We start from the raw sequence: 23,954 nt of genomic DNA on the forward strand, positions 1-23,954 counted from the left end.
GGAGTTTTTATGAAAAATAAAATTGAAAATTTGCATAAAAATAAAAAATTCAGGATAAGTTATCAAATCATTTTTATTTTTTTGGCAGTTTATAGTTTTACTACGACAATTTTAGATTTACATGGCGATATCCATATTTTTGGAAATCGATTTCTTGAATTTATTGACATGTCAATTTATCTAATTTTTGCAATTGACTATTTTGTTCGGTTTACACTTTCAAAAGATAAATTGGATTTTATTGAAAATAATATTCCTGATTTGATTTCGATTATTCCATATTATTCCATCTTCAGATTATTCAGAATTTTTAAAATAAGGCATTTTGCCAAAGTTTTTAAACATTTAAAATTAACCAAGACTTATTTGGTTATCAAAAGATTTCGTAAAAAAATAAAAGATTTTTTAAAATTAAATGGATTAATTTATTTACTAATTTTCGCAGCGCTAGGAATAGTTGTATCAGCAATAATTGTTTCCTATGTCGAAAAACTGTCTTATTTTAATGGCTTATGGTGGGCATTTGTAACCGCAACTACCGTTGGCTATGGAGATGTCTACCCACACACATTTATCGGAAGAATAATCGCTATTTTTCTGATACTCATTGGAATGGGGACTTTTGGAATGATCACAGGAGCAATCACAAGTTATTTCTTAAATCGGCAAACTGATTTAATTCCAGATGATGATTTAGACGAATATGTTTTAAATTCCCAAAACTACACAGATACAGAAAAACAGGAAATTATAACTTTTATACAATTTATAAGAAACAAAAGAAAAAAATAAATTATACTAAAATCTTTTCAATACAGGAAGAATAGTAAGTTTTAACTAACCTTATTATTCTCCTGTATTTTTTATTATTAACTACTATTAATTACTGTGAACTTTTTTCCCTTTAATTCTCACATCTGAACTCAGCGATTCCATTGTTATTTCCTTCTCTTTCCCAATAATATTTATCTTAGAGCCATAAAAATCCACATCTCCAATCGACTCTATCCCCAAATAATTATTCGAAGCCACTATCATATTCTGATCAGCCTTATTTACAAAATTATCTGCATTTTCAACTATATTTGGCGATTCCACACTATATTTTTCAGCCGTTTTCACTTCAAAAGTGTTCAAATTCAAGCTAAAATTAAAATCGCTCTGATTAACCTGAAAATTCCTTTTTGTATAATCGCTAAATCTTCCATTTCCTCTATTGTTTATTGCCCACGACACTTTTGCAAACCGCTCGTCTTCATTTGGAAAATATACTTCCACAGTATCATTTACTTCGGGAGTGCAGAAAAATCCAGTATTTGTCTGCGAATAAAAAGTCTGATAACTAAGCGGAAATCTTTTTATCCCATAATCATCATAAGCTTTATCGTTACTTTCATCATTGCTTCTTTCCTGAACAATTTTTTTCAGCCCCTCTCCAAATTTGACTTCCATTTTCGCAATTCCACCATCTTCAAACACCCGCTCAACATCAGCTTCAATCCTACACCCTTTAATTTTTTCATTATACTTCTTAAATATATGATAATTGCTCATATCCGTTGCCAAAAATTCACTTTTCAAAATAAAATCCTTCAAAAATATCCTAGTTTTTAATACAGAAAAATTGCCTTTATTCACACTAGAATCTTCATTATTTCCTTCATTTTCTCCAGCATTTTTAGAAATGGAAACAGTATCTCCCAAATTTATTACCTTATTCGACTGCACTTTATAATACAGATTTTTATAATCTCTCACAAGCGAATAATCTGAAAAATATTTATTTTCCTTCTTAACTTCCCCCATTTCCACCATTCCAAACAATATTATCCCCTGCTCAACCACAAACATTCCAGTTTTCAGTTGACTTGCAAGCCTCACCAAAAATTCCCAATCCGTTTCATCGAACTGGACAATAAGAGTACCAATCTGCTTTTTCGCAATATCAGAATACTTTATTTCCAGCTTTTTCTCAGCATAATCCTTATTAATCTCATCAATTATATCTGAAAACATTAAATTCCTATCCTGAAAAACCCGATACTTTTTCTCATTTTTCCTGTCAAAAAGCACACTTTTAGAAAACGTCTTCATCAAAATCCTGCACCCATAACTCCCATAATCCAGTATCTCAAAATAATCAACAATTCCACTAAAAACTTTCCTTTTGACATTCTCGCTTGCCTCTGCAAGTTCAATTACAATTTCAACACCTTCCTTTTCAATAGTTCTTTCCAAATTCTTCCTTTGCTCATCATCCATCTCCAGCTGCATTTCCAGTTTCTGATGTTCATTAATATTCTCATTCAGCACAAATTCCCGAATCACGAAATTATCCAGATTTTTCTCATCCAATACAATTCCAATATTTTTCCCCTCGTACATATTTTCAGCACTTACACTTTCACTGCTCATTTTACCACCTCAATTATTCCTTTTAAATTTATTCAATAATCCATTTTGAAAATTTAATCCTCAAACATTATTAACTATCTTAATTTATAAAATTTACAAACAATCGTTAATCTAGTTATTTAAGAACATATTTCAAAATAAATTATTAACTAATTATTAATATATATTTTATTATACTATATTTTTAATTAAATTTCAATAATTATTTAAAAAATAACTGCTGCCTTTTACAACAACAATTATTTGAAAGTATAATTAAACAATATATTTTTTTTCTTTAGGAAGCATAAATTCTGAAAAAGTTCCATTTTGAATACTATTTCTCATCTCAATAACTTTATCAGTTATGTCAGTTATATTTACAGTCCAGTCATTTATATATTTTTTCACAGTTTCGCCTTTTATACCTAGCTGTATCGCTCTTCTTCCTATTGGATTACCATAAATATCCCTATCTGGATCCCATTGACATCTTACTTCTGAATTTTCCAATTTTTCTTTCCATTCTTCCTTAGACAAGTCAGAAACTTTCCTAAAAGATGAAAATACAGAATTTCTCACTATTTCATCAAATCCTTCCCTTTTCAGGTCAATTGCCAGTATTCTTTCCTGCCCTTGCTTAGTAGCCCAGCCACTTCGGTACATCATCTATAATAGTTTGATTTAATCTAAATATTTTGTTTATTGCTTTTGAGCGTGCTTGTAAAATACAAAAGTACTAAAAAGGTACTAAAATTTAAAAAGAGGCATATTTTAGCCTCTTTTACTTTATTCTTTGTTCCCTATAAAAGTATAACATAAATCTCTTATCTGTCAATCTTTATTTTTGTATCCCAACGATTTCAACAAAGCATCCGTGTCAGTTTTTTCTTTTTCTAATTTTTGAATTTTATTTTTAGGTCTTCTAACTCGTTTTTTATATTATTTGTTCTATCATTTAAATTAATCATACAACAATTATAATTATCTCGATCTTTCTGATTGTATTTATCACTAGGATATATCAAATGATGAGGATCTAAAAATAAAATGTCATAGACATTGTCTATTTTTTGAGTAATTATTCTTAATCCTTCTATTCCGAATTGGTAAAATTCGGCATCTTCTGAAACTTCTTTTTGGTTTCGTATTTTTCTCACAATTTCTCTACATATTTTTTCATTTTTTCCTTCTATTCTATGGTAATGATTCCCTTTATGTTGTATTTCTCCAACTTTTTTATTTTTCATATGTTTAAGAAATTTATCAAATAATAACACAAAATAATTATGTACTTCAAAGATATCTTTTAAATAATTGGTAAATCCACTATTTGTTTTTATACTCTCAAAACTAATATTGTCTAATCTGAAATGTACACTTCCGTTATAAGGTTCAGCTGTTTTTATATTATTTGAACTTTTAGTGTTTGTAATTATTGATTTGTTTAGTTTTCTATTTTCTTTAACCTTTTTTTTCATTATCTCGTCGCATACTCCATAAACATATCTATTTCGCTTATTTTTTTATTACTTGATTCGTACGGCTCTAAACCTATTCTTGCATTTTGCCACGGTTTTTCTTGATGAGAAATAGATTCTAATTGATCACCATTATATCCTCCATAAACTTGCCAAATGCTTTGTAAATACTCATTTAAATTATTCAAATTGTTGGGAAACTCATCCTTTTTAGGTATTTCTTGCCAACCGTAGTGTGAATATTTATTATACAATTCTCTATTGACAGGACCGTGAACCCAAGCTTCGAAAATATAATTAAATAATCTATTTTGTATGTTATTATAGTCATCATTATTTAGGTAAATAAACCAACTATAAGCATAGTAACACAATTTCTGTAATTTTTTATGAGTCATCGATTCCTGAAACAAAAACCATTCTGCAACATCAAATATAGTTATATCCATAAAAATCTCCTCTTTTCTTTCTTATGCTTAATTAAGTATAACATATTTTTTGAAAAATTCCCTTAGAATTTCAAAAAGATTTTTATCAATGTTCTATTCCTTTGATTTGTAATACCTTCTCTTTTGTTATCAAAAAAAGAGGGTAGCCATCTCTGACTACCCAAAATTTTACAAAAATAATTTTACAAGTTTTTTCTTATTCTCCTTTATAGTTTCGTCACTTTCCTCGAATACTCCAAATCTATCAAATCCAGCAATAGTTATTAATGCTATTAAATTCGTTCCTATCAAAAGCCACATATCCTCTCTCTTTGAATTTTCCTCCACAGAATCAAATATTCCTTTGTTACTTTCGTTCTTTAATTTACTTCGTAATAAATTTAAATTCTGTCTTCTTTGATAGCCTCTTAATTTTAATGTCATTACTGAATTTAAAAATATCAATGCTAACATAACAATTACAAATTTTCTACTTCTGTGATACATTTTCATTTTTACCATCTCTCTTCTTGACAAATCCGAGCTTTTCCAGCAGAAGTTCCAAAAATCCTGTACTGATACCATATCTTTTCTGGTTTACTGTTTCCAGCAAAGCCTCTCCAAAAAATCCCAAGACAGGACTCCAAGGATATAAAAATCCAGCATTAAAATGTCCTACAACCTTATTAAGGGATAGGGCAATAGCCATTGTCATTCCAGCAACGGCTATACGCTTGATGTACGGCTTTACTGGCTGATTGTCTATCATCTTCTGTGCCACTACTCCAAACAGCACTCCTGAAAAGAACAGTATAAGGAAAAGTCCGTGATTGTCTATTATTACCTTTAAATCCTCTATCATTAATTATGCCTCCAAAAATTATTTCCCGTCAAAGTAATAGATAAACCCCGCCCTTGCCATTACTTCCCTATCCCCTCTAAAGTTGTCCCTATAATTAATATCGGCATACACATTGCTTCTGCTATAATCACGCCTGTAATCAATTATATTAAAGTCCATTCTGTTATTGACAACAGAGAACTTTTTGTTCTCCACTACCTTTTCTACAACTTTATCAACTATTTTATTCCCGACAGCGGAAGTTATTTTTCCATTGTCGGCTTTGCTAAACCCTCTTGCTTTTCTTTGTTAAGCTGTCTTTCTATCTCTCTTGCAATTGCTTTTTCATCAAACAGTTTATCCACCGTTGGTCTTAGTCTTTCAGGAAACATTTTTAAAACCAAGTTTTGCACTGTCAATACAGCCTGCACCAGTCTTTCCTCATTGGGCTTGACTCCCTTCAACAGTTCTCCGAATGCAATCCCGTTTGGTATAAACTGTGCTATGTATCTTGCCATTTTCTTTTTAATCAAATATCTGTATCCTTTTACAAGATATGCTGAAATTCCCTTTACTACAAATCCAGCCAATGCTACCGCCACTAGATTTATTATATTTCCTCCAAATTGATTTAATACTGTTGTTATCACGTTCATTTTACATCACTCCTTCAAAATATTCTTTTATAGATTTTTTTATCGCTTCCACATATTCCCGTTTTTTCTCTTTTCCGAGCTTCAAATCGCTATCGTTATCGATGAAAAACGGTTCAATAATGTTACAAGGGGCATTTGTCCTATAAAGCAAGTAACTTCCCCTTGTTTCCATATCTTTGAATTTAATAGGATTCCGTTTCTTAATTTCATTTGTAACTCTTGGTTTCGCTCCTCTGTTGTGGATTCCAAAAGTTTCAGAAATATTTTTACTTAATATCTCTGCCAATTTTTTAGATTTCTCACTTGAATACCAGTAAAGCGCTTCTGTTCCTGAAGCAATTCCGTTAAACGAATTACAGTGCAGCGATAAAATCAAGTCTGATTTATAACCATTGACTATCCCAATATTTTCAACTTTGTTATATCCCCTGTTATATTTTACGACTTCATACTCATTTTTTAATGCTTCCATAAGCATATCAGCAAGTTCGGTATTGTAAGCAAGCTCAGTCTCTTTTGTATGAGGGTTAATTGCTCCACAATCGTTTCCGCCGTGCCCAATTATTACACAAATTTTTTTCATCTTACACCATCTCCTTCAAATATTTTTCTTTTCTATCAACACGATTCAACCACCCAGTCAAAAAAACTTTCTGTGTTGGATTATATTCAACTATAGAATGATAAAATTTTCTCTGTATACTGTGATAATCTCTCAAAAATTCTTCTGATTTTCCTTGTTCTTCCACTTCATTCAAGGCTTTTATGGTCTTGCTTCCAAAAATACCATCTACAACTAGATTATAGCCAAAATATCTGTTTAATGTTACCTGTGCCTTTTTAGTTGCCCATTTTCCTGAGTTAAAACTCCAGTCACATATTGATAATGCAACCTTGTCATTTTTTACTTCATTCAAACGATTTTTCAGGTAATAGTCTTTTTCAAGTATTCTTTTTGCAAAATCTTGTGTTAAATTTTTCATAGAGCCATTGTATCCGTTTCTTCTTGCTTCATCTTTAGTAACTCCCCAAGTTGTTTCTCCACCCTTATCATTCTTGTCGTTGGTATAGCCACCCTCGACAGCCAACATAAAGCTGAAAATTTTGTCAAATCTATTCATTTATACCACTTCCCATTCTTCACTAAATAATTCAATCATAGTTTCTTTCCAAGGCACTCTACCGTATCTAGATTCCACATATAGATATGGAGCTGTCATTTTACTATTTTCGTCAGGAAATTGTGCTTTTATCACTACATCCTTGCTCCATTGCGGCAATCTCATTGCTTTTCCTTTTTTTACTTCTTCAAATGCTTTCCCAAAATTCATCTATGCCACTTCCTTTTCTACTTTTTTAATTTCTTTTGTTAATTTTGCTATTTCAGTTTTCAATAAATCCATTTCGGACTTTATCTCTGTTATCCTTTCCTCTGTTTCGGTTATGTCAAAGCCTAGATTTTCAAATTCTGTTTTTTCTTCTTCTTTTTCTTCTAGCTCTTTCTTATATTTAACAAACTCTTGTTGTTTTTGATACCTCAACTCCTTTAAATATTTCAGTTTTTCTGCCTTATCCTCTACCCAAGTATTATTCTTGTTGTCCCAAGTGCTATATGGATTTGGTTTTTCAATAGTTTTTACTTCTCCGTATTCCAAATATTGTCCATCTGTCAAAATCACAATTCCAGCTTGAACTTGCTCTGATATAGTCATCTCTCTTACTTGTCCATCTTCAACAATAGGATTCTTTATTTCAATATAAGAAATATAATTTTCTCCCTCAATATATTCGCTACAATATTTTAATTTGTCAGCTTCAAACTCTTTTTGTGATGGTGCTAAATATATTCCAATCAATTTCCCATTTTTATCATATAAATATATTTTAAATCCTTCCATTTTTTATTTCTCCTTTTCTCATTTTTCTTTATCTAATTTTTCTGCTAAAATCCAGCTTTTTTGCGAATCTCTAATAATTTGCTTTTCCTGTCTTTTGCAGTTGTTTTTTTGATGTAGTGCTTTTTAGTAACATCTACTCCATTGTGATTAGCAAATTCACTTGCTAATTCAATCCCACCGACTTCCGCCAATAAATTAATACTAGTTTTCCTTAACGTGTGAGGATATAAATTATCTATTCCTACAAGTTTTCCTATTTTTCTAACTCGATCACGTATAGTTGATTTGCTCATTTGCTTAAATACTCCGTTGTATTTAGTAACAAATAAGTATTCTATGTTGCCTTTCCTACATTTCAACCACTCCTTTATCAAATTTAACGTGTTTTCAAATATCACAAATTCTACAATTTTTTGTTCTTTTTCTACAATTCCATTTATTATCCCATTTTCTAAATCTAAATTACTCATTTTAATTGAATGTAATGCCGATATTCGACATCCAGTATCAATAATAAGATTGAATATTATCTGATCTTGCAAATCATATTTTTCAGACAATTTCATTTTCACTTGTATTTCCACTATTTCCTTACTGTTTAAATAATAGCTTTCTCTCCTCTTTTCCACATCTGTAACTTTTAATCTATCTAGTTTATCCCGGAACGGATGCACCTCCACTAAATCTCTTTTAACAGCCCATATATAGAAACTACTTATTGCTGTTATTTTGTTGTTGATAGTCCTTGCATTGTTTCTTTTTACTTCCCTGCAGTATCTTATGTATCGTTCTAAAATAACCACCATGTTTTTGGAATTTTTTCTGTTCAATAAATAACAATTATTTTCATATCGTCGTAAATACTCAATAAATTGTTTCATACTGTTTGTGTAAGTCCTATATGTTGTGTTTTTTACACTTTCATTTCTCACTATACAACTGTTCAGATATTCCTTGTAGATTTCCCAGTTTTTATTCATTTGAATCACTCCTATACTTTTATTTTAAGTATAGCTTTTTTGAGTAAATTGGAAAATTTACACACAATGGGAAATAATTATATTGAATTTCCAGATGGTCTAATAATCCAGTGGGGAGAAAACTATTTTGAAGGACTTTCAAGTACACCTGGGGCATCTATTACTAAAAATATTAATTTCCCAAAAACTTTTAAACAGAAATGTGTTAATGTCCAAATTTCAGGGATTTACAACTATTCAGATGAAAGTTTGGAAGTTACTTTTGTCTCGTCAAATATCACTAAAGAAAAATTCTTACTGCAAGTAATGCGACAACGTGGCGGCGGTGGCGAAAAAGCTGGATTTTTCTGGACTGCTATCGGGTATTAACTAATAGCAAAAGGAAAGCTAAAGCTGAAACTATATTTAATATTTGCTGTTATAGTTCCATCTCCGACGACTTTGACTTCTCCGTTTTTATTGACTGAAAATCTTTCAGCACGAAGATTATTCTGAATGATTGCTGCCGTACCTTCGAATGCTGAAATTGGAGAAACAGGAAGTTTGCAAATTGTAGTATTTCCGTTTGAACTCACGGGGGAAACGTCGTGAAAATGGAACATAGCGATTATTTCCTATAGTATACCCATTTGCATTTCCGTGATTCACGTTAGTTAAAGCTAAGTTCTTATATTCTGTAATTTTGAATAAATTTTCCAATTTATCCGAAAGTCCAACATTCGTAATATCCGCAAATTTAGTAATATCGAAACTTGTACTTGTGTGACTCTGTATGCACTTGTATATTTTTCCATCAGTCAAATCATTTATATACCATTTCCCAGCTTCTTTATTTTCAACTTTACTTACATATCCACCTAATGTTTGTCCTATTGCTTGTTTCCAAGTTTCCGCATCTATTGCATTTCCTGCTTCTGTACCGAATTTTACAATTCCTGCTTTTTCTATTGTGGCGTTTGAAGTCTGATTATCCAAATGCTCCAATAGTTCATATAATTTCATGAAATTTCTTGAAACTTTTCTTAGATCAGCAACTGTGTCTAATTGGAACAACTCGAATAATTCATTTTGAGTAGCCGCAGGTATAAAAGTATTTTCATTTATATTTTTTATTAAATCTAGTGTTGTTTGTTTCATTTTTTCTCCCTTCATTTAATATACAATTTTTATGCCGTACCAAATTGGTATAACTTCATAAATCAATTCTAACCAGTAATCTAAATACTCTTTATCTACAGTGCTAGAATGAAAATCTACAATATACTGAAAATTATTTTTATCATTCGTTATTGTTACGTTGCCGTTATAGATAAAATATAGTTTCATTGTGTCTTTGAAATTCTGTAAAGTGGTTGCACGCCTTAAAATACGTTTGGAAATAATTCTGTTTATTTTAAAAATTGTCGATAAATTTTTACTTGATATTAATTTATAATGTTCTTCAAACTCTTCTAAGACTTCATTTCTTGCCGTTATAAATCTTCTGTTTTTTACTAATGTTCCAATTATAAATTCCAGTGATTTTAATTCAAGATCCGCAAAATGAAATACATCTTGTATAAGATTTGAATTTCTGAATATTCCCGGAAGGGAATTTATCATACTGTTGTAGTAATCATTTTTAGCAAGATTGTATATAACATCAGCATAATCATTGTCGTATGAAAAAATTAACGGGAACTTTTTTTCAGTAATTTTTTGTGTAAAGTTTACATAATCATCCAATCCAATGAAAAATGAAAAATCACTCACTTTATAATTTAATAATTCTGATACTGTCATTTCAGATAATTTATTCGTATGTTTCACAAAATTTGCTACTTTAGGATTGCTTTTGATTAAAGCAAAATCATTATTTCTACCATCATTTACGAAATCTTTTACATAGAAATTTGATAATTCGCTTATATTAAAATTATCTTTTATATATTCAACTGACTTCTGGTGTACATTTTTTACCATTAATTTCTAAATCCTATCACATAAAAGTTTTTTGCTATTTCATACTGCATTAAAGCGTAAATTATTACCTCATCTCTTGCGTCAAAAGTAGCAAAATTTATTAAATTTCCATCAGTCAATGAATCATATATTCCAATTCCTATAATACGCCCCCAATCTTCCCTTGCTTCAGGAAATTTCACAGAAGCCACGTTGCTTGTTTCGTTTGATGAAGTTGAAGCAAAGTTTATAGCTCTTCTGGCATATGAAGCTGATACAAGTTCTGTTGCATTCTCTTTTCCATTTGTTCCCGTTGTTATAGCCGTCAAAAGCCCCGCATAATATGTTTTGCCTTCAAATAAATTGTTTAATATTTTTGCTTTTGCAGCCATTGTAAATCCGCTCATTTTATCCTCCTAATCCAAAGTTTTTAATGTTATATTCAAGACACTTGCTAAATCCTCGTCATCCAATACAACATCCTCTTTTGTATTATTGATGTCTATATTTGATATTTTCTTAAATGCTTTTATTTCCAGCAATTTATCAATTATTTCTGCATAATAAATTCTATTTTCCTCAAATAATTTATCCAAAAATACTTGATTTAAAGTGTTTTTTGTAAGTTCAATTGCACTTTCTTCGTTATATTCCTTATTTAACACAGCTTCAAACGTAAGATTTATACTTTTTCCCTTAATTGTCTTTATAGTAAATTCGGCATCCGTTATAATTTCATTATCCAGATACGCTTTTATCGCATTCAGCTCTTCATCTTTTAGTTTTATATCTGATTTGCCGATTCCAATAATCTTAGCTGTGCCCTTGCCATTCCATCTCGGAATTATTCTTAATTTTTTGATATTTTCAAAATTGGCTAATATCATTTCTCTTATCATATTTGCATTATAATTCACGGTCGGACTAGATAATATCTTTCTTCTACGTTCCCGCAAGTCTGCGTCACTTTCCTCATCTGCTCCGTTTGAAATATTACTAAGATTTTCCACCCTTTCAAGTCCTGCATAATTTTTGGAAAATTTATTTATCTCTCCAATTCCGCAATTACCAATTTCTCCAGCAGTATTTGCAACTATATTAACATCACTATAACCAACTGTTCCAGTTGATTTATACGCAACTATTTTTGTTTCAGTTATAGTATATGTACAATTATTGCTTGCAACAGTCATTCCGTTTTCAATTAACGTTCCACTTGTCCCGTAAATCCTAACCATTCCAGTTGCAGCAGTTGCTTTTTTTCTAAAAATATAATCTTCGCTACAAATACTATCAAGATATATACCTTCAGCAGTTGCAACATTGTATTTTTTTGACATTTCCTCATATAGTTTCTGCTGTACAATTAATTCCGTTGAAAATGCTCTCACAATATCCGCTGTAAAACTTCCAACAACATCACTATACTTACTCATAAAACTTCCGTTAAAAATATTATTGACAAGTTCGTTTGTATCTTCCTCGTAAACATCTATATCTTCCCTTGTAACCATAAATACCCCCTTTCACTATAAAAGTTTGTCAAATTCAAAAGTTTCACTGATATTTAGAGTTCCTTCTTCATCTTTTAGAATTACATTAAACTCAAATGTCAGTCTATCCTCTTTAAAATCTGAATAATAATTATTAATAGATTTTATATACTCATGTTCTTTAAGTGCAGTTAGTATTTCACGTTTTATTTCACTTTGTGCATAATCCTGATAAAGCGGATTTATTCCACGATACTTATTTATTCCAATACCAAAAGGAAAAACATCCTTATAGTAAACTCTCCAAGCATTTTTAGTAACAATTAAGCACTTTATAATCCACTGCTTTACAATTTCTTTCTTTGTTGTTAAAAGAACAGGGGTACCTTTTTCATAAACAAAATCACCTTTTTTAAAATCCCATTTCAAATCAAAATAAATGTCAGAATTATCATACTCAATATTTTTATTGCTAGAATATGTATCAAGTGCTGTAATTGCTGAATTAGGTAACATTTCTACTCACCTGCCTTATAATAATAAGCCTTGTCTACCAAATAAAACTTTTTCTGATTCTTAAATTCGTTTAATATGACTTCATCGCCAACCTTTAATTCGTCAGTCCATTTATTCGTTCCGCTGGCTTTATATGTCCCTTTCGCCTTTATTTTGTTATGAATATTTCCGCCAGAATCTTGATTTTCACTATCAGTTACATCTATTTCAATATCTCCCTTAACTTCAAATTCTCTAGTATATCCAGCCACTTTCTCCCAAGCTACAACAATTCTATCTGTTTTTAATATTATTCTTTCATCAATTTGAACTTCCAAGTTTGGAGGTGCTTTTACAATTTTTCCTAAGAAAGGACCATTCCAGTCAGGATTATCAAAGTTCTCCCTTAAAATTTTAGCTAAATTATCAAATGCCTTGCTAGGCTCAGAATATTTTGCCTCATCAGGTTGTAATACTTTGTCTTTCATGCTTATTCCTCACTTTCTAACTCTTTTACCAGTTCCAAAGTTAAACTCATAAAATAAATATTTACCCCATAAAAGCTGTACTTTTGGCTAAAATTATGATTAACGCTTTTAACTTCAAATATTCCAGCAATTCCTGTACTGTTTTTAGGAATACTTACTAAATCCCCGGCACGTAAAATAGGTATTCCTGGAACGGTTAAAGTAAAAGTCTTCTCAAGTTTATTTTTCTCTTTTAAGACATTTGCCGCTTTTATTGGTTTTTTCTCTTTTTGCTTTTTTTTACTTTTTTTAGATGTTTTAGAATTTTCAGTCTTTTTACCTTTGTTATTGCCATCTTTTTTACTTTTTCTGTTACGTTTTGAATTTCTAGTTTTTCCAGCCATTATTTTTTGCCTTTCTTAGCTGTATTTTTGTTACGTTTTGAATTTTTTGTTTTTTTACCTTTATTATTTTTATCTTCTTTCTTACCTTTTCCATCTTTTTTATTATTCTTATCCTTGCTTCTACCTTTTTTAGCTGATTTATCTTGATTATTTTTCTCCTGTTTAACAACATACTGCAATAATCCATATTTTTTAATATTTTCGTTGTCTTTCGCTGTATCAACCTTATTCATTTTTTCATCATCACCATCAACTACAATTATGCTATTTTTCATATTTTCAAAACTTGATGTATAGCTTGCGTCTTTAATAAAGTTAAAAATATTTACATATCCATTTCCAACATATACTTGGTATTCTTTGGGCTGTGTTTCTCCATCCAAGTATTTATCACTATTTCTTTTGAAAAAATGAAAAGCATTGTCTTTAAAATAAAAATGCCAGTTTTCACCTTTATCCTCTTTTATTGTTTCTATAATTTTTTTTATTATATCCGCAATAGTTTCCTTATAATAATACTCATCTATTTTCACATCACAGTTTTCTATAGTTCCAACAGGCATATCAAACTCTTTGAGCATTTTTGTTACACATTCTCCTGCTGGAAGTTTATCAAATTGAAATATTTCAGAAATACGTGATATATAAAAACTTGGATCGTATGCTGTAAACTTAGGACCTTTATTATTAACACTAATTTTAGGGATAATACCTTGAAATATTAATGTATCAGCGTTATCATAGAGTTCTACAAAATAAGCCCCCTTATCCAAGTCAATCGTATGATATGGCATATTTTCTCTGTAATTGTAAGCCAGTTCAAATTCCATTTGAGCCGTTATATTTTCAATACTGCTTGAAAGTTGTATATTATCTTTTACAATACTTGTTAAATCATATCTTTTCTCATCAGGATCTGTTACAATTATTTTCATACTCTATCCACTCACCTTGTAAAATAATTTTTCTTCCGGATTATCAGCTTCTGTGATGTCGCTAAACTCTGGATATTCCTCAAATTCAATTTCAAAGTTCAATGTTCCTGTAATGTCAAAATTGGCTTCAAATTTATTCACGGTTGCTAAAAAATTCAAGTCCACAGGATTTAAGATTGATGTTAATGTTCCTTTACCCAATTTTCCAACTAAAATTAGTCGTATAGGCTTATCTGACATCTCTAGTGATTTAAACAGTAAAAAAGTAGTAAAGGGATCTAACAAATGATGTGTTGCGAAATTATATTTCTGTTCCGGAATAATAGAAGAAAAAGCCAGAGACTGCAATTTATTTTTATTTTTGAGCTTTAATATACCGTTTACCGTATCAATGCTTTCCCAGCCACCAATGCTTTTAAACTTCAGTTCACTTGGAGGTACTGGGAATAAATAAAACTCTTTTAGTTCCGCCATTTTATCATTTATTTGAGAAAAAATAGGATTTTGTCCGCTTACGCTGCTCATCTTATCTGATAGCATCTTTTTGGCTTTTTCAATGAAATTATTATCTCCTAATTTTTGATTTAAAAAATCAATTGTATTAAAAGAATTACTGCCCAAAAAATTCAAGTCCTTATAATTTACACTTTCATCAAATTTTATATACACTTTATAATCTAGTAACCCCATAACCTATCCTTTCTGCAAACTTGCTGCAATTTTATTCGCTATTGCATCTCCACTTGGAGCAGCAGGCACATTCACATTAATTTTTATAGCATGGATTGCTCCCACAACTTCTCCTAATTTTCCAACAATAGCACTTTTAGTTGCCGCCATTTCTGCTTTCAGCGCACTCATTTCTGCTTTCAATTCACCAAGCAAACTGTTTCTAGTAACATCTTGTGGATTACCTTTAATGTCACTGCTAACTTGTTGAACTGCTTGTTGAACATTGCTAAATGCCGATGGATCAATTTTCATTTGGGTATTTGACAGACTAGCTGGATCAATAGGAACTTTTGCCGTTGGATCTAATTTTATAGTTTGGGGCTGTGCAGGTGTTGCCACTTGCGGTACTTGTTGCATACTCATACCTGCAAGTTGTCCGTTCGCTCCCATTTGAGCCATTTGGGTGTTAATTTGAGCATTTATGTCAACTTGTTTTTCAGTTGGTTTCGCAGCTTCATTGTTTAATTCTTCCATTCCTTTTTTAACTTCATTTATTGCTTCAGTAGCCTGTTTTGCGTCATCTTTTCCAAATAATTTTTTAAAGAATCCACCAACTTTTGAAATAATTTTTCCAAAGAATAAGAATGATTCTGTGATTGCTCTCACTGCAAATCCAAGTACACCTCCAATTATTTGTGCTAAACCTGTTAAAAGTGGCATTATAAATTGCAACGCACCACCTACAACACTTGCTATTGTGCTAAAAGCTCCTGAAATTGTACTTGCAAAATTTTGCCCCTGTGAACCAGCAAGTCCAGCAGCGCTCATAAAACTACCCAACAAGTTAATGATAATCCCAAAAACAGCATTAAATATCGCTCCTATAATTGATATTGAAGCACCAATAAAAGAAAATACAGCTGTCAATACGTTGCCAATTCCTTGAAACGTTGCACTAAACTGACTTCCGTTTGACTGTATAGTTTGAAAAAATCCGCTGATACTACTAGCCCAGCCACTTATAAGAGGCAAAAAAGATTGCCCCATGCTTGCAAAAGCTGAACCTATTGCTGGAAAAGCTCCTTCAATCCCTTGAATCACTTGAGAAGCCATTGGAGTTATCGCTTGTCCTGCTTCTATCATACCTCTAGCCATTGAAGCCTTCATTCTTTCCATCGACGGACCTATGCCTTGATTCATTTGTTTAAATGCTTGTTCAGTAGCACCATCGGAATTTTGCATTTCTTTCATATTTTCTGCAAAAGCTCCTGCGTTTTTCCCAGTAACAGATAATGCAAAAGACCCAGCTTCTACGCTTCCAAAAAATTCGTTAATATTTTTACCACTTTTTTGTGCATGCTGATCTAACGCTTGCATTGCAGTCTGTAAATTTCCACCTTGTGCTATAAAATCTTTAAATGATTTTCCTGTTGCTTTTTTAAATTCCTGCGAAGCCTTAGATGAGCCTTTAGAAAATTCACTGAACGCCGCTTTCATCTGTGTCATTGTTTCGCTTGTTGGCGTCCCTTTTGCTGTCATAGTTGCCACTACTGCTGTCAAATCACTAAATTGAACACCTAAGCTGCTCGCAATTGGTGATACTTGGGCAATACTTCCAGCCATTTCACCAAAAGTAGTTTTACCTTTTCGTACAGCTGTAAACATTAAATCACTAGCTTTCTTCGCACTTATATTTTCTTTTCCAAAAGCATTTACAACTGAGCTTATTCCATCTACTGCAATTGCTGTATCATTCAATCCAGACGCTATTGTTGCTTGTTGTGCAACATCCAAAAATCCTCTTATATCATTAGTGGAAACCCCAGCAGAAAGAGCCTGGTACATTGACTCTGATATATTTTCAGCTGCTTTCCCATACTTTTCAGATAAATCTAGCACATCTTTACCTAATTTGTCTTTGGTTTGTTGCGAAGCGTTAGGCAACATTGTATAAACCATATTCATTCCTTTTTGGAATTCCCCTGAAGCCTTTAATGCTTTTACACCAAATCCTGCTGTAGCCGCAGTAAGTGCACCAATAGCAAGAATAGTTGCCCCAATAGGACCAGTTGCAAGCCCTACGAGTCCGCTAATCGCACTACTGATAGCACCAAGTCCGCCACCAGTAACACTAGCCGAAGATACGATATTAAAAAGATTTTTCAATTTAGAACCCGAATCACTAATTTTTCCGCCTATACTATTTCCCAAAAACGAAAAAGCCTTTTTACCAGCCTCTCCTACTTTTTTCAACGGACTAATCAATCCGCTAAATTTACTCCCGATTTTACTTATAGTATCTGGTATTTTATTACCTAAAGATTTTGATAGTGTTTCTCCCACATCTCTTCCAAGCGTGTTCAATTTCTCAAAGGCTTCTGCTGTTTTATCACTACTCATACCTAAATCCTCAGCACCATCTGCCGCCTTTTTAGAACTTTCAGATAATTTATCAGCGCTTTCAGAAGCCTTGGTGTTACTGTCGGCTAATTTTTCTACATCGTCTCCAGCTTCATTTGCAGCGTTCGCAACTTCACTTAAGCTATTTTCTAGCTCATCATTTCCGCCGGTTGCTTCTTTAACAGCATTCGCTACACTTTCCAAGCTATTTTGCAAAGTTTCGTTACCACTTGTACCTTGTTGTGCTCCCTGTGCTAGTTTTCCAAAACTTTCAGATAACGAATTAAAATGAGATATAGCACTTTCTATTCCGTCTACATTTACCTGTATTGCTATAACATTATCCGCCATATCCCGTCACTCCCAACCTTGCATGTTCGTTAAATTCCTCACGTTTCTGTTCCTGCGCAATTTCATAAGCGACTACATAATAATGCCACATATTTTCATTCTCTATATCTGAAAAATCCTTTGGTGTCCAGCCTTTTTGCATATAATAAATTATTGCATTAAGTTCAACATCCGTCTTATTTTCATCTATTTTTTTTTTAGCTCAACAATATTAGGATTTTTATTATCATTAAACATTGCAGTTTGCTTGTTTACAACTAACGTGAATATTTCTAAAATTTCTTCATTATCAAAGAAATCTTTAAATACAGCTATTCGACTTTGAGCATTTAATTCCGCCATTAGTTCTCCTGCAAACTCTGTAAAGTTTGGCTCAATAAAAGTATCAAAAAGATATTCGCATATAGCAGAGTTTGACTTAGTAACTTTTTCAATAAATATCTGTTGCATTTCTTTTTTACTGGCATTAAAATCAATGCCTATTTTAGAGCAAAAACTTACAAATCCCTGAAAATCAGGAACTTTTAACTTAAATTTAGTATCTTTATAACTTTTTAAAGTAAATTCTATTATTGATTTTTTTTCTCTGTATTTACTTGCTTCTTCACGTTTTTTCAACAATTCTTTTAAATCCATAACTTACTCCTTTCTTTCTAAATTAACTCAACAGCTTTAAGATTTATTGGAAGATATCCAATTTTTAGCTCTTCATTCATTTCTTCTCCACGCTTAGCTTCCAAAGAAAATCCATCCTTATTCCAGCAATCAGTAATTCTTATAGCTTCTGCTCCTGCTACATCAGGATCATCTATTTGGAAATACAATTCAAAATATACCTCATTTCCTTTAGCTAATTTCGTAAACTTTTTAAACCAGTTTGAGTTCAACTTGTATCTTTTAATAGTGCCTTCCCCACTAGCACCAACAATTTTTTCTCCTTTTTGTCCCCCAGGAAGCCACACTTCTTTTCTTTCTATTTTTGTTTCTATTTTCACCTCAGATACTTCTGCAAATACCTGTCCATCAATCATAAGAGTACCGTGCGAGCCAGAAATTACCTGATTTGCCTTAAATATATCCATTCTTTATCATTCCTTTCCTAACTTTGAATTATCGCTTTTCCATAAAAGTCTTCCATACAATCAAGCGGCATTAATTCATCACATCTTGCATAAACAACATCAACCGTATTAATTCTACGCAATCTTGCCTCACTCATTTTATCCACTTCGTCTCTTGATATACCTTTTTCTGTCATTAAATAAAGTTTGTGCTGCTCTATATCAATATCAAAAGTATTTGAATAATCTGGATCAAGTATTCCCTGGTTCATAAGGCTTTGAGTATAAGCATTAACCGCATTCAAAAAAGCCATTTTATTTAAATAACCATTTAATCTCGCACCTTTATAATCATTCCAAGATTTTTTCAAGTCTTCAGTAATTATAAATAAACTTCTTACAACTTTAACTTTACTAAATCTACGCTGTTTTTTTGTGTCAGGTGTTATAAATGAAGTAACTCCACGATTAATTACATAGTAGCTAATACCGCTGTCGTCACGTTGAACGCTAACCGCAATTTTACCTTTTTTTGTAATTTTACCTGGTTCTGCTGGAATATCACATTTATCCAAGAATCCCATTTTCATATTTGTAATACTTCTTGAAATAGGACATCCTGCCTCTAGACTTGCTATAGCCAACGCAAATTCCTTATCACTGTATTCATGTCCATTTACAACTGCTCCTGTTATTCCATTATTTATAATAGCGTGATGATCTGGCACTTTATCGCTTGCTACAAACGTAAAAAAATGTGCCTGATTAAAGTCTAAAGCCAATTTACCAAGTTCTGTATTATGCCGACTTTTTGCATAGCTAATTAAATCATCTGTCTCACTTTCGGTAGCTTTTGGTATAACAATGCTGTCAACATCATTTTCTAAATCACTTAATATGTCAGTTATTTTTACGCTATCTCTAGCGTCTTCTTTCACTCTACGAACTATAACCTTATATGGACTTCCTACAAATGCCAAATCTTTCAAAAGATTGTAATTGTCATTATCCCAGTCTGTCTGCAATACGTCTCCTCTGCTGGCATAGACGTGTTTTTCTGTGTCTTTCGTGCTATCGAACAGTACTACACCAACAACGCCCTGTTCACTTCTTGCTATTGCTGTTCCTGCTCTTTCTTCAATTTCCAAAACAAATTTTGGACTTCCATTCATTTCCAATCCTCTCCTTTGTCAAAAAGACTGAAATTATCCAGTCTTATGTTATTATTTCCCGTTATTCAGATATATATGCTCAATAGGTTTGTATTTCTCTTTATTGTCAATTACATACTTTATTGGAAAAGATGTATCAAATACCCCCGTTATTAGGCATACCCTTAATGTCTCCTTTTTTTCTTTCGCTCTCAGTTCCCCAAACTGCATTTCCATTTTAGGTGCAAAAAATATTTTTTTATTCTCATCTAAATCCTGTATTTTTCTTTGAATATCCAATGCCTGTAAAATAAAACTTCCTAAGTCATCTTGAACTTTTGGTTTTGTGATATAAAAATTCAACATAGCGTTATAATGTTTTGTATTGCTAATTGTGATATTGGATATTTCACATATTACAGAAATTATTACAAAATCTTCCGCTTCCAAGTCATCCGTTATGTAAAATTCATAGTCAGGATAATCTTTTTTTAGTTCTTCCTTAAATTTTTGAAATATTGTGTCAAACATTCTATCAACTCCTAAAACCTATAAATTCTACCGTATCTATTATCATTCAAAAGACCCGAGCCACTGTTTTCAGAACTTCCTTTTAAACTTTCCAGCAATTTATAAAGCGTATCTCTTTTATCTTCTGATATTTTCTCTTTTTCCAAACTTTCATATATTTTCCAAGCCACATAAAGCTCTTGCAATATTCTTTTTGTATCAGAATCTAAAAAATTATACTTTTCTCCACCTATAAATACCGTTACAAAAGTTTTACAATCTGGTATAAGTTGATTATCAATATAATCAACAAATTCTTGTGCCGTTCTTTTGGAATATCTGCAAACTTCAATTGCTACCACCTTTGGAATATACGAAACTTTTTCAAATAGTTTTTCATCCAGTTTTGTTTCAGAAGCAACTCCATTTTCAGAAGTTACTCCCACTTTTTCCAACATTTCTACCACCTACTATTTTGAATTAGGCACAATCGATATACTATCAGTATTTTGAATCTCATATCTAACAATTAAATCTTTAAGTGCAACTACTGGAGCAAATGCTGATTTACAAAACATTTTTGCTCTTGCTGTTTCTTTGTTAGCAGGCGTTTCATCTAATATTTCTTTTCCAACAAACACAAATGGTTTTCCAGATGTATCCACTGCCTCAAGTGCTGCAAATACAGGAACCAAAGCATTGTCATTTGAAAGGTAAATCATATTATCTGTCGGTATGTTGTTACCATTAAAGTCCTGTGCTGTTCTTAACTTAGATATTCTTTGCCCCAGCAAGTCCAAATACACTTGTTTTTCATCAGCAGATAGCCCAATTGAATTAGAATAAGCCTTGGCTATTTCAATAAATTCATTGTTCTTAATTAATTTATCAAATAATGTTCTCCCTAATTCTATTCTGTCAGGCATTACTCCGTTCACTTTCTCGTAATCGTCAATTATGTCAAAGAAAAACGTAACCCAGTTATCAATCTTTTTAGCATCCTTTTTAGTTGGCGTGTTAAATTCAAAGTTGATTTCCGTACCTGAATTAGCTTGTATGTATTTACCTTGTAAGAAAGCATTTGCAGCCATTTTTTCTTTTGTTTTCAGTATCGCATTTTTCAATTTCAGCAATAATCTGTCTTCCTGATATTTTTGAGGATCTATCATTTGTCCATTAATAAATGTGGCAGTTCCTCCATTCATTATTGGTTTTAATTCATAAGAAGCTGCAACAATATCTGGTGTTATTGCCAAACTGTTCATATTATTTACTTTTATAAACGGTATTTCGCTCCCTCGCTCAATAATACTTGCTTCTACTAAATAGTCATTCAAATCTTTCAATAATATTGTTTCATTATCACTTAAATACTCTGGATTCGTATTTTCAAACCTTGTCAAATAATGTGTTTGTACTTTCGGTTCTACTACAGCAAATAATGCCATTAATTTTAATTGAATATCACTTAACATTTTTTATCATCTCCTATTTTTTTATATTATCAAATCTAACATTAACACCATATTTATCTAAATTATCAAGTGCTGCATAGTCTGTTTCAGTTACTCCAATTACAAGAGTTCCGTCAATATCACTAGCCCTTACAACTTGTATTTTCAAATCTTCACTTGTTGCATCCACATCTTCATCCACACCAACATAAAAAGTTTTTGGCAATTTACCTCCAGGCGTACCAGATTCATATTTCTTATATTTTCCAGTAGCTGTATCATAAATTAACGCCTGCCCATACTTTATAACTTCACCTTGTGCCAATGTCACTGTTTTTCTTGGTATAAATTCATTCAGCACAATGTCTTTCTTTTCATCTTTACCTAAAAATTTAACTCTATTTCTCATTATTATTACTCCTTTACTTTAAATTATTTTAAGCCATTTCTAGCTTTATATCCTGCTATTTCATCAGCTATCATTTGCTGCTGTCTTGAGATATTATCATCATCGCTGCCAAATTCTAATGGTTTATGTCCGCCATAACTTGGTAAATTTTCAAATAACTTAGATAAAATATCACTTGATTTTACTGTTTGGCTATTACCATTTTCAGAAAATTCAATAACTCCGTTATTACTAGCCAAAGACTGTTTAACAAACTCTTCAATCCCTAATTTCTTTAAAGCAGGCGTTATTTTATTAGAATTTTTTAACATAAATTCTTTTATTTCCTGTTCTCTTGCAAATTCTTTTTTAACTTCCTCTCTAATTTCATCTTCTGTTTTTTCAGACTCTTTATCTTTAGGAATTTCAATTTTTTGTAATTCCTCCTTTGAAAGTGTTTTTAACACTTCGTTGACTGCCTTTATCTTATCTTCGCTGTCTGATTCCAATAATTTTTTCAATATTTCATCAAAATTCATTTCACCATTTCCTCCATCATTATTTTTATTATTACTAAATTCAATTATATTTTTTTGGTTAATCCAATCCATTTCAAAGCCCTGTGAAAACTCACCGTTTGCAAAACTTCCGCTATTACTTACAGCAGGTTCTACTCCTACAGGCAATGCTCCTACACGTGTTATTTCTCCATTTTCTATTTCCACAGAAAGCCTGTCAACTTTACGATTTTTAAATTCCCCTCTGTCAAATATCTCGACATCATTAGCGATTATTTCATCATCTTTTACAGAAATATTTTTAAACTTCCCGATAACAGGTATTTCATTCCTGAGCATTCCTAATTTTGTAAATTCGCTTGTATGAAACGGAATCACATCCAATTCCTTTTTATTATTTATAAGATTAGATAATTGCTCATTACTCCATTTCCCTTTTGTTCCATAATCCCCAGCTTTAAATAATACAAATGGCATTTTATTCCTCCTCTCTTTTAAAATTTCTATATAATAAAAAATTCAGCTATTAACCGAACTTTAAATTTATATACATAATTACAAAAATAATTTCTTATTAACGAAATAATCATTAAGAATTTTTACTAAATCCTCTCTATTTTTATCACTTACACCACTAAACTGACGCTTAGGAATAGTGACAGACTTGGCAAAATATTCATCTTTTCCTATTTTCCAATGTAGAGCCTTGACATTTTTAGCTTTGATAACTCCACCTTCATCGTGAATCTTTGCATAAACCAAATTACTAAATACAGAAACACTATTTCCCTCTATTTTAGCTATTCCCAAAGAACCTTTAAGTGCTCCTGTATCACTTAGGATTTTTCCTTTTCTCAACTTTAATTTTTCCCAAGCGTTCCCTTCGTAATCAGTTTCAGTATCAAATCTTTTCCGCATTTCGTTTTCCATATAGAATGCCACTTCATCAAGCATTTCTTCTTTATTAATGCTCCTCAATTTTTCCTTAAAACTTGTACTTACACTATCAAGATTGGTTGTTATACTAATTCTCATA

35 protein-coding genes are annotated in these 23,954 nt (G+C 31.5%); 2 read left to right on the top strand and 33 right to left on the bottom strand.

Going from position 1 to position 23,954, the window contains the following annotated elements:
- The first annotated feature begins 9 nt into the window (after positions 1-9).
- Complete coding sequence (locus HW275_RS00775) at positions 10-792, top strand: potassium channel family protein (RefSeq protein WP_178934330.1); 783 nt, start codon at positions 10-12, stop codon at positions 790-792.
- A gap of 87 nt (positions 793-879) precedes the next feature.
- Here HW275_RS00775 and HW275_RS00780 read toward each other — a convergent pair whose 3' ends face one another.
- The 13 genes from HW275_RS00780 to HW275_RS00840 form a co-directional block, all read right to left on the bottom strand.
- On the bottom strand, positions 880-2,415 hold the full coding sequence (locus HW275_RS00780; RefSeq protein ID WP_178934331.1) for a hypothetical protein: 1,536 nt from the start codon (positions 2,413-2,415) through the stop codon (positions 880-882).
- Between the two features lie 255 nt (positions 2,416-2,670).
- Entirely contained in the window at positions 2,671-3,063 is a 393-nt protein-coding gene (locus HW275_RS00785; RefSeq protein ID WP_255459975.1) for a DUF4291 family protein, read from the bottom strand.
- A gap of 227 nt (positions 3,064-3,290) precedes the next feature.
- Complete coding sequence (locus tag HW275_RS00790; RefSeq protein ID WP_178934332.1) at positions 3,291-3,875, bottom strand: hypothetical protein; 585 nt, start codon at positions 3,873-3,875, stop codon at positions 3,291-3,293.
- On the bottom strand, positions 3,875-4,324 hold the full coding sequence (locus HW275_RS00795; RefSeq protein ID WP_178934333.1) for a Panacea domain-containing protein: 450 nt from the start codon (positions 4,322-4,324) through the stop codon (positions 3,875-3,877). The genes HW275_RS00790 and HW275_RS00795 overlap by 1 nt, the downstream gene beginning before the upstream one ends.
- Before the next feature lie 168 nt (positions 4,325-4,492).
- The gene (locus tag HW275_RS00800) at positions 4,493-4,816 is read right to left on the bottom strand and encodes a hypothetical protein (protein WP_178934334.1); all 324 of its coding nucleotides are present in this window, start codon (positions 4,814-4,816) and stop codon (positions 4,493-4,495) included.
- Positions 4,794-5,165 carry a hypothetical protein gene (locus tag HW275_RS00805; RefSeq protein WP_178934335.1) on the bottom strand — a complete coding sequence of 124 codons (372 nt, stop codon included), beginning with the start codon at positions 5,163-5,165 and terminating at the stop codon, positions 4,794-4,796. The genes HW275_RS00800 and HW275_RS00805 overlap by 23 nt, the downstream gene beginning before the upstream one ends.
- Before the next feature lie 18 nt (positions 5,166-5,183).
- The gene (locus HW275_RS00810) at positions 5,184-5,360 is read right to left on the bottom strand and encodes a hypothetical protein (protein WP_178934336.1); all 177 of its coding nucleotides are present in this window, start codon (positions 5,358-5,360) and stop codon (positions 5,184-5,186) included.
- Positions 5,361-5,407: 47 nt separating this feature from the next.
- Entirely contained in the window at positions 5,408-5,800 is a 393-nt protein-coding gene (locus tag HW275_RS00815) for a hypothetical protein (RefSeq protein ID WP_178934337.1), read from the bottom strand.
- A gap of 1 nt (position 5,801) precedes the next feature.
- Positions 5,802-6,383 carry an N-acetylmuramoyl-L-alanine amidase gene (locus tag HW275_RS00820; RefSeq protein WP_178934338.1) on the bottom strand — a complete coding sequence of 194 codons (582 nt, stop codon included), beginning with the start codon at positions 6,381-6,383 and terminating at the stop codon, positions 5,802-5,804.
- Between the two features lies 1 nt (position 6,384).
- Positions 6,385-6,921, bottom strand: a complete 537-nt coding sequence (locus tag HW275_RS00825) for a glycoside hydrolase family 108 protein (RefSeq protein ID WP_178934340.1) — start codon at positions 6,919-6,921, stop codon at positions 6,385-6,387.
- On the bottom strand, positions 6,922-7,131 hold the full coding sequence (locus HW275_RS12300; RefSeq protein ID WP_178934341.1) for an MW1434 family type I TA system toxin: 210 nt from the start codon (positions 7,129-7,131) through the stop codon (positions 6,922-6,924).
- Positions 7,132-7,698, bottom strand: a complete 567-nt coding sequence (locus HW275_RS00835) for a hypothetical protein (protein ID WP_178934342.1) — start codon at positions 7,696-7,698, stop codon at positions 7,132-7,134. It abuts the gene before it with no gap.
- A 44-nt stretch (positions 7,699-7,742) separates the two neighbouring features.
- Positions 7,743-8,678: a tyrosine-type recombinase/integrase gene (locus HW275_RS00840; protein WP_178934343.1), complete on the bottom strand. Its 936-nt coding sequence runs from the start codon at positions 8,676-8,678 to the stop codon at positions 7,743-7,745.
- A 66-nt stretch (positions 8,679-8,744) separates the two neighbouring features.
- Here HW275_RS00840 and HW275_RS00845 point away from each other — a divergent pair, with 66 nt between their 5' ends.
- The gene (locus HW275_RS00845; RefSeq protein ID WP_178934344.1) at positions 8,745-9,047 is read left to right on the top strand and encodes a hypothetical protein; all 303 of its coding nucleotides are present in this window, start codon (positions 8,745-8,747) and stop codon (positions 9,045-9,047) included.
- Between the two features lie 117 nt (positions 9,048-9,164).
- Here HW275_RS00845 and HW275_RS00850 read toward each other — a convergent pair whose 3' ends face one another.
- From HW275_RS00850 to HW275_RS00945, 20 genes are all read right to left on the bottom strand, one after another.
- Complete coding sequence (locus HW275_RS00850; protein ID WP_178934345.1) at positions 9,165-9,815, bottom strand: hypothetical protein; 651 nt, start codon at positions 9,813-9,815, stop codon at positions 9,165-9,167.
- A 15-nt stretch (positions 9,816-9,830) separates the two neighbouring features.
- Positions 9,831-10,640 (bottom strand): hypothetical protein, encoded by an 810-nt coding sequence (locus HW275_RS00855; protein ID WP_178934346.1) that lies wholly within the window; start codon positions 10,638-10,640, stop codon positions 9,831-9,833.
- Positions 10,640-11,026 carry a hypothetical protein gene (locus tag HW275_RS00860; RefSeq protein ID WP_178934347.1) on the bottom strand — a complete coding sequence of 129 codons (387 nt, stop codon included), beginning with the start codon at positions 11,024-11,026 and terminating at the stop codon, positions 10,640-10,642. The genes HW275_RS00855 and HW275_RS00860 overlap by 1 nt, the downstream gene beginning before the upstream one ends.
- A gap of 9 nt (positions 11,027-11,035) precedes the next feature.
- Positions 11,036-12,133, bottom strand: a complete 1,098-nt coding sequence (locus tag HW275_RS00865; RefSeq protein ID WP_178934348.1) for a baseplate J/gp47 family protein — start codon at positions 12,131-12,133, stop codon at positions 11,036-11,038.
- A 15-nt stretch (positions 12,134-12,148) separates the two neighbouring features.
- Positions 12,149-12,628: a DUF2634 domain-containing protein gene (locus tag HW275_RS00870; RefSeq protein WP_178934349.1), complete on the bottom strand. Its 480-nt coding sequence runs from the start codon at positions 12,626-12,628 to the stop codon at positions 12,149-12,151.
- Positions 12,629-12,630: 2 nt separating this feature from the next.
- Positions 12,631-13,095 (bottom strand): DUF2577 family protein, encoded by a 465-nt coding sequence (locus HW275_RS00875; RefSeq protein ID WP_178934350.1) that lies wholly within the window; start codon positions 13,093-13,095, stop codon positions 12,631-12,633.
- Between the two features lie 2 nt (positions 13,096-13,097).
- Positions 13,098-13,478, bottom strand: a complete 381-nt coding sequence (locus tag HW275_RS00880) for a hypothetical protein (protein WP_178934351.1) — start codon at positions 13,476-13,478, stop codon at positions 13,098-13,100.
- Positions 13,478-14,413 carry a hypothetical protein gene (locus HW275_RS00885; protein WP_178934352.1) on the bottom strand — a complete coding sequence of 312 codons (936 nt, stop codon included), beginning with the start codon at positions 14,411-14,413 and terminating at the stop codon, positions 13,478-13,480. Before HW275_RS00885 ends, HW275_RS00880 begins: the two co-directional genes overlap by 1 nt.
- Before the next feature lie 3 nt (positions 14,414-14,416).
- Positions 14,417-15,103 carry a hypothetical protein gene (locus tag HW275_RS00890; RefSeq protein WP_178934354.1) on the bottom strand — a complete coding sequence of 229 codons (687 nt, stop codon included), beginning with the start codon at positions 15,101-15,103 and terminating at the stop codon, positions 14,417-14,419.
- Positions 15,104-15,106: 3 nt separating this feature from the next.
- Positions 15,107-17,836 (bottom strand): phage tail tape measure protein, encoded by a 2,730-nt coding sequence (locus HW275_RS00895; protein ID WP_178934356.1) that lies wholly within the window; start codon positions 17,834-17,836, stop codon positions 15,107-15,109.
- Complete coding sequence (locus HW275_RS00900) at positions 17,826-17,978, bottom strand: hypothetical protein (protein ID WP_178934358.1); 153 nt, start codon at positions 17,976-17,978, stop codon at positions 17,826-17,828. The genes HW275_RS00895 and HW275_RS00900 overlap by 11 nt, the downstream gene beginning before the upstream one ends.
- A gap of 44 nt (positions 17,979-18,022) precedes the next feature.
- Positions 18,023-18,472 carry a hypothetical protein gene (locus HW275_RS00905; RefSeq protein ID WP_147002916.1) on the bottom strand — a complete coding sequence of 150 codons (450 nt, stop codon included), beginning with the start codon at positions 18,470-18,472 and terminating at the stop codon, positions 18,023-18,025.
- A gap of 17 nt (positions 18,473-18,489) precedes the next feature.
- On the bottom strand, positions 18,490-18,918 hold the full coding sequence (locus HW275_RS00910) for a phage tail tube protein (protein WP_147002915.1): 429 nt from the start codon (positions 18,916-18,918) through the stop codon (positions 18,490-18,492).
- 17 nt (positions 18,919-18,935) lie between these two features.
- The gene (locus HW275_RS00915; protein WP_147002914.1) at positions 18,936-20,069 is read right to left on the bottom strand and encodes a phage tail sheath C-terminal domain-containing protein; all 1,134 of its coding nucleotides are present in this window, start codon (positions 20,067-20,069) and stop codon (positions 18,936-18,938) included.
- 51 nt (positions 20,070-20,120) lie between these two features.
- Positions 20,121-20,579: a hypothetical protein gene (locus HW275_RS00920; protein ID WP_178934360.1), complete on the bottom strand. Its 459-nt coding sequence runs from the start codon at positions 20,577-20,579 to the stop codon at positions 20,121-20,123.
- Between the two features lie 11 nt (positions 20,580-20,590).
- On the bottom strand, positions 20,591-21,016 hold the full coding sequence (locus HW275_RS00925) for a hypothetical protein (protein WP_178934362.1): 426 nt from the start codon (positions 21,014-21,016) through the stop codon (positions 20,591-20,593).
- Positions 21,017-21,028: 12 nt separating this feature from the next.
- The gene (locus HW275_RS00930) at positions 21,029-22,033 is read right to left on the bottom strand and encodes a major capsid protein (RefSeq protein ID WP_178934364.1); all 1,005 of its coding nucleotides are present in this window, start codon (positions 22,031-22,033) and stop codon (positions 21,029-21,031) included.
- Between the two features lie 13 nt (positions 22,034-22,046).
- Positions 22,047-22,421, bottom strand: coding sequence for a hypothetical protein (locus HW275_RS00935; RefSeq protein WP_178934366.1), 375 nt, complete (start codon positions 22,419-22,421; stop codon positions 22,047-22,049).
- 23 nt (positions 22,422-22,444) lie between these two features.
- Complete coding sequence (locus tag HW275_RS00940; protein WP_178934367.1) at positions 22,445-23,395, bottom strand: hypothetical protein; 951 nt, start codon at positions 23,393-23,395, stop codon at positions 22,445-22,447.
- A 78-nt stretch (positions 23,396-23,473) separates the two neighbouring features.
- Positions 23,474-23,953, bottom strand: a complete 480-nt coding sequence (locus HW275_RS00945; protein ID WP_178934368.1) for a phage virion morphogenesis protein — start codon at positions 23,951-23,953, stop codon at positions 23,474-23,476.
- Position 23,954: the final 1 nt, after the last annotated feature.

Source organism: Leptotrichia sp. oral taxon 223, from assembly GCF_013394795.1.
GTDB lineage: Bacteria > Fusobacteriota > Fusobacteriia > Fusobacteriales > Leptotrichiaceae > Leptotrichia.

What these genes read in the sequence shown, in the direction of transcription:
- HW275_RS00785 (WP_255459975.1), bottom strand. Translation starts at nt 3,063, where the DNA reads ATGATGTACCGAAGTGGCTGGGCTACTAAGCAAGGGCAGGAAAGAATA.
- HW275_RS00845 (WP_178934344.1), top strand. Translation starts at nt 8,745, where the DNA reads ATGGGAAATAATTATATTGAATTTCCAGATGGTCTAATAATCCAGTGG.
- HW275_RS00940 (WP_178934367.1), bottom strand. Translation starts at nt 23,395, where the DNA reads ATGCCATTTGTATTATTTAAAGCTGGGGATTATGGAACAAAAGGGAAA.
- HW275_RS00900 (WP_178934358.1), bottom strand. Translation starts at nt 17,978, where the DNA reads ATGCAAAAAGGCTGGACACCAAAGGATTTTTCAGATATAGAGAATGAA.
- HW275_RS00920 (WP_178934360.1), bottom strand. Translation starts at nt 20,579, where the DNA reads ATGTTTGACACAATATTTCAAAAATTTAAGGAAGAACTAAAAAAAGAT.
- HW275_RS00910 (WP_147002915.1), bottom strand. Translation starts at nt 18,918, where the DNA reads ATGGATATATTTAAGGCAAATCAGGTAATTTCTGGCTCGCACGGTACT.
- HW275_RS00860 (WP_178934347.1), bottom strand. Translation starts at nt 11,026, where the DNA reads ATGAGCGGATTTACAATGGCTGCAAAAGCAAAAATATTAAACAATTTA.
- HW275_RS00865 (WP_178934348.1), bottom strand. Translation starts at nt 12,133, where the DNA reads ATGGTTACAAGGGAAGATATAGATGTTTACGAGGAAGATACAAACGAA.
- HW275_RS00905 (WP_147002916.1), bottom strand. Translation starts at nt 18,472, where the DNA reads ATGGATTTAAAAGAATTGTTGAAAAAACGTGAAGAAGCAAGTAAATAC.
- HW275_RS00935 (WP_178934366.1), bottom strand. Translation starts at nt 22,421, where the DNA reads ATGAGAAATAGAGTTAAATTTTTAGGTAAAGATGAAAAGAAAGACATT.
- HW275_RS00850 (WP_178934345.1), bottom strand. Translation starts at nt 9,815, where the DNA reads ATGAAACAAACAACACTAGATTTAATAAAAAATATAAATGAAAATACT.
- HW275_RS00915 (WP_147002914.1), bottom strand. Translation starts at nt 20,069, where the DNA reads ATGAATGGAAGTCCAAAATTTGTTTTGGAAATTGAAGAAAGAGCAGGA.
- HW275_RS00885 (WP_178934352.1), bottom strand. Translation starts at nt 14,413, where the DNA reads ATGAAAATAATTGTAACAGATCCTGATGAGAAAAGATATGATTTAACA.
- HW275_RS00815 (WP_178934337.1), bottom strand. Translation starts at nt 5,800, where the DNA reads ATGAACGTGATAACAACAGTATTAAATCAATTTGGAGGAAATATAATA.
- HW275_RS00790 (WP_178934332.1), bottom strand. Translation starts at nt 3,875, where the DNA reads ATGAAAAAAAAGGTTAAAGAAAATAGAAAACTAAACAAATCAATAATT.
- HW275_RS00775 (WP_178934330.1), top strand. Translation starts at nt 10, where the DNA reads ATGAAAAATAAAATTGAAAATTTGCATAAAAATAAAAAATTCAGGATA.
- HW275_RS00820 (WP_178934338.1), bottom strand. Translation starts at nt 6,383, where the DNA reads ATGAAAAAAATTTGTGTAATAATTGGGCACGGCGGAAACGATTGTGGA.
- HW275_RS12300 (WP_178934341.1), bottom strand. Translation starts at nt 7,131, where the DNA reads ATGAATTTTGGGAAAGCATTTGAAGAAGTAAAAAAAGGAAAAGCAATG.
- HW275_RS00875 (WP_178934350.1), bottom strand. Translation starts at nt 13,095, where the DNA reads ATGAAAGACAAAGTATTACAACCTGATGAGGCAAAATATTCTGAGCCT.
- HW275_RS00890 (WP_178934354.1), bottom strand. Translation starts at nt 15,103, where the DNA reads ATGGGGTTACTAGATTATAAAGTGTATATAAAATTTGATGAAAGTGTA.
- HW275_RS00880 (WP_178934351.1), bottom strand. Translation starts at nt 13,478, where the DNA reads ATGGCTGGAAAAACTAGAAATTCAAAACGTAACAGAAAAAGTAAAAAA.
- HW275_RS00855 (WP_178934346.1), bottom strand. Translation starts at nt 10,640, where the DNA reads ATGGTAAAAAATGTACACCAGAAGTCAGTTGAATATATAAAAGATAAT.
- HW275_RS00925 (WP_178934362.1), bottom strand. Translation starts at nt 21,016, where the DNA reads ATGTTGGAAAAAGTGGGAGTAACTTCTGAAAATGGAGTTGCTTCTGAA.
- HW275_RS00945 (WP_178934368.1), bottom strand. Translation starts at nt 23,953, where the DNA reads ATGAGAATTAGTATAACAACCAATCTTGATAGTGTAAGTACAAGTTTT.
- HW275_RS00835 (WP_178934342.1), bottom strand. Translation starts at nt 7,698, where the DNA reads ATGGAAGGATTTAAAATATATTTATATGATAAAAATGGGAAATTGATT.
- HW275_RS00825 (WP_178934340.1), bottom strand. Translation starts at nt 6,921, where the DNA reads ATGAATAGATTTGACAAAATTTTCAGCTTTATGTTGGCTGTCGAGGGT.
- HW275_RS00800 (WP_178934334.1), bottom strand. Translation starts at nt 4,816, where the DNA reads ATGAAAATGTATCACAGAAGTAGAAAATTTGTAATTGTTATGTTAGCA.
- HW275_RS00805 (WP_178934335.1), bottom strand. Translation starts at nt 5,165, where the DNA reads ATGATAGAGGATTTAAAGGTAATAATAGACAATCACGGACTTTTCCTT.
- HW275_RS00795 (WP_178934333.1), bottom strand. Translation starts at nt 4,324, where the DNA reads ATGGATATAACTATATTTGATGTTGCAGAATGGTTTTTGTTTCAGGAA.
- HW275_RS00870 (WP_178934349.1), bottom strand. Translation starts at nt 12,628, where the DNA reads ATGTTACCTAATTCAGCAATTACAGCACTTGATACATATTCTAGCAAT.
- HW275_RS00840 (WP_178934343.1), bottom strand. Translation starts at nt 8,678, where the DNA reads ATGAATAAAAACTGGGAAATCTACAAGGAATATCTGAACAGTTGTATA.
- HW275_RS00780 (WP_178934331.1), bottom strand. Translation starts at nt 2,415, where the DNA reads ATGAGCAGTGAAAGTGTAAGTGCTGAAAATATGTACGAGGGGAAAAAT.
- HW275_RS00930 (WP_178934364.1), bottom strand. Translation starts at nt 22,033, where the DNA reads ATGTTAAGTGATATTCAATTAAAATTAATGGCATTATTTGCTGTAGTA.
- HW275_RS00895 (WP_178934356.1), bottom strand. Translation starts at nt 17,836, where the DNA reads ATGGCGGATAATGTTATAGCAATACAGGTAAATGTAGACGGAATAGAA.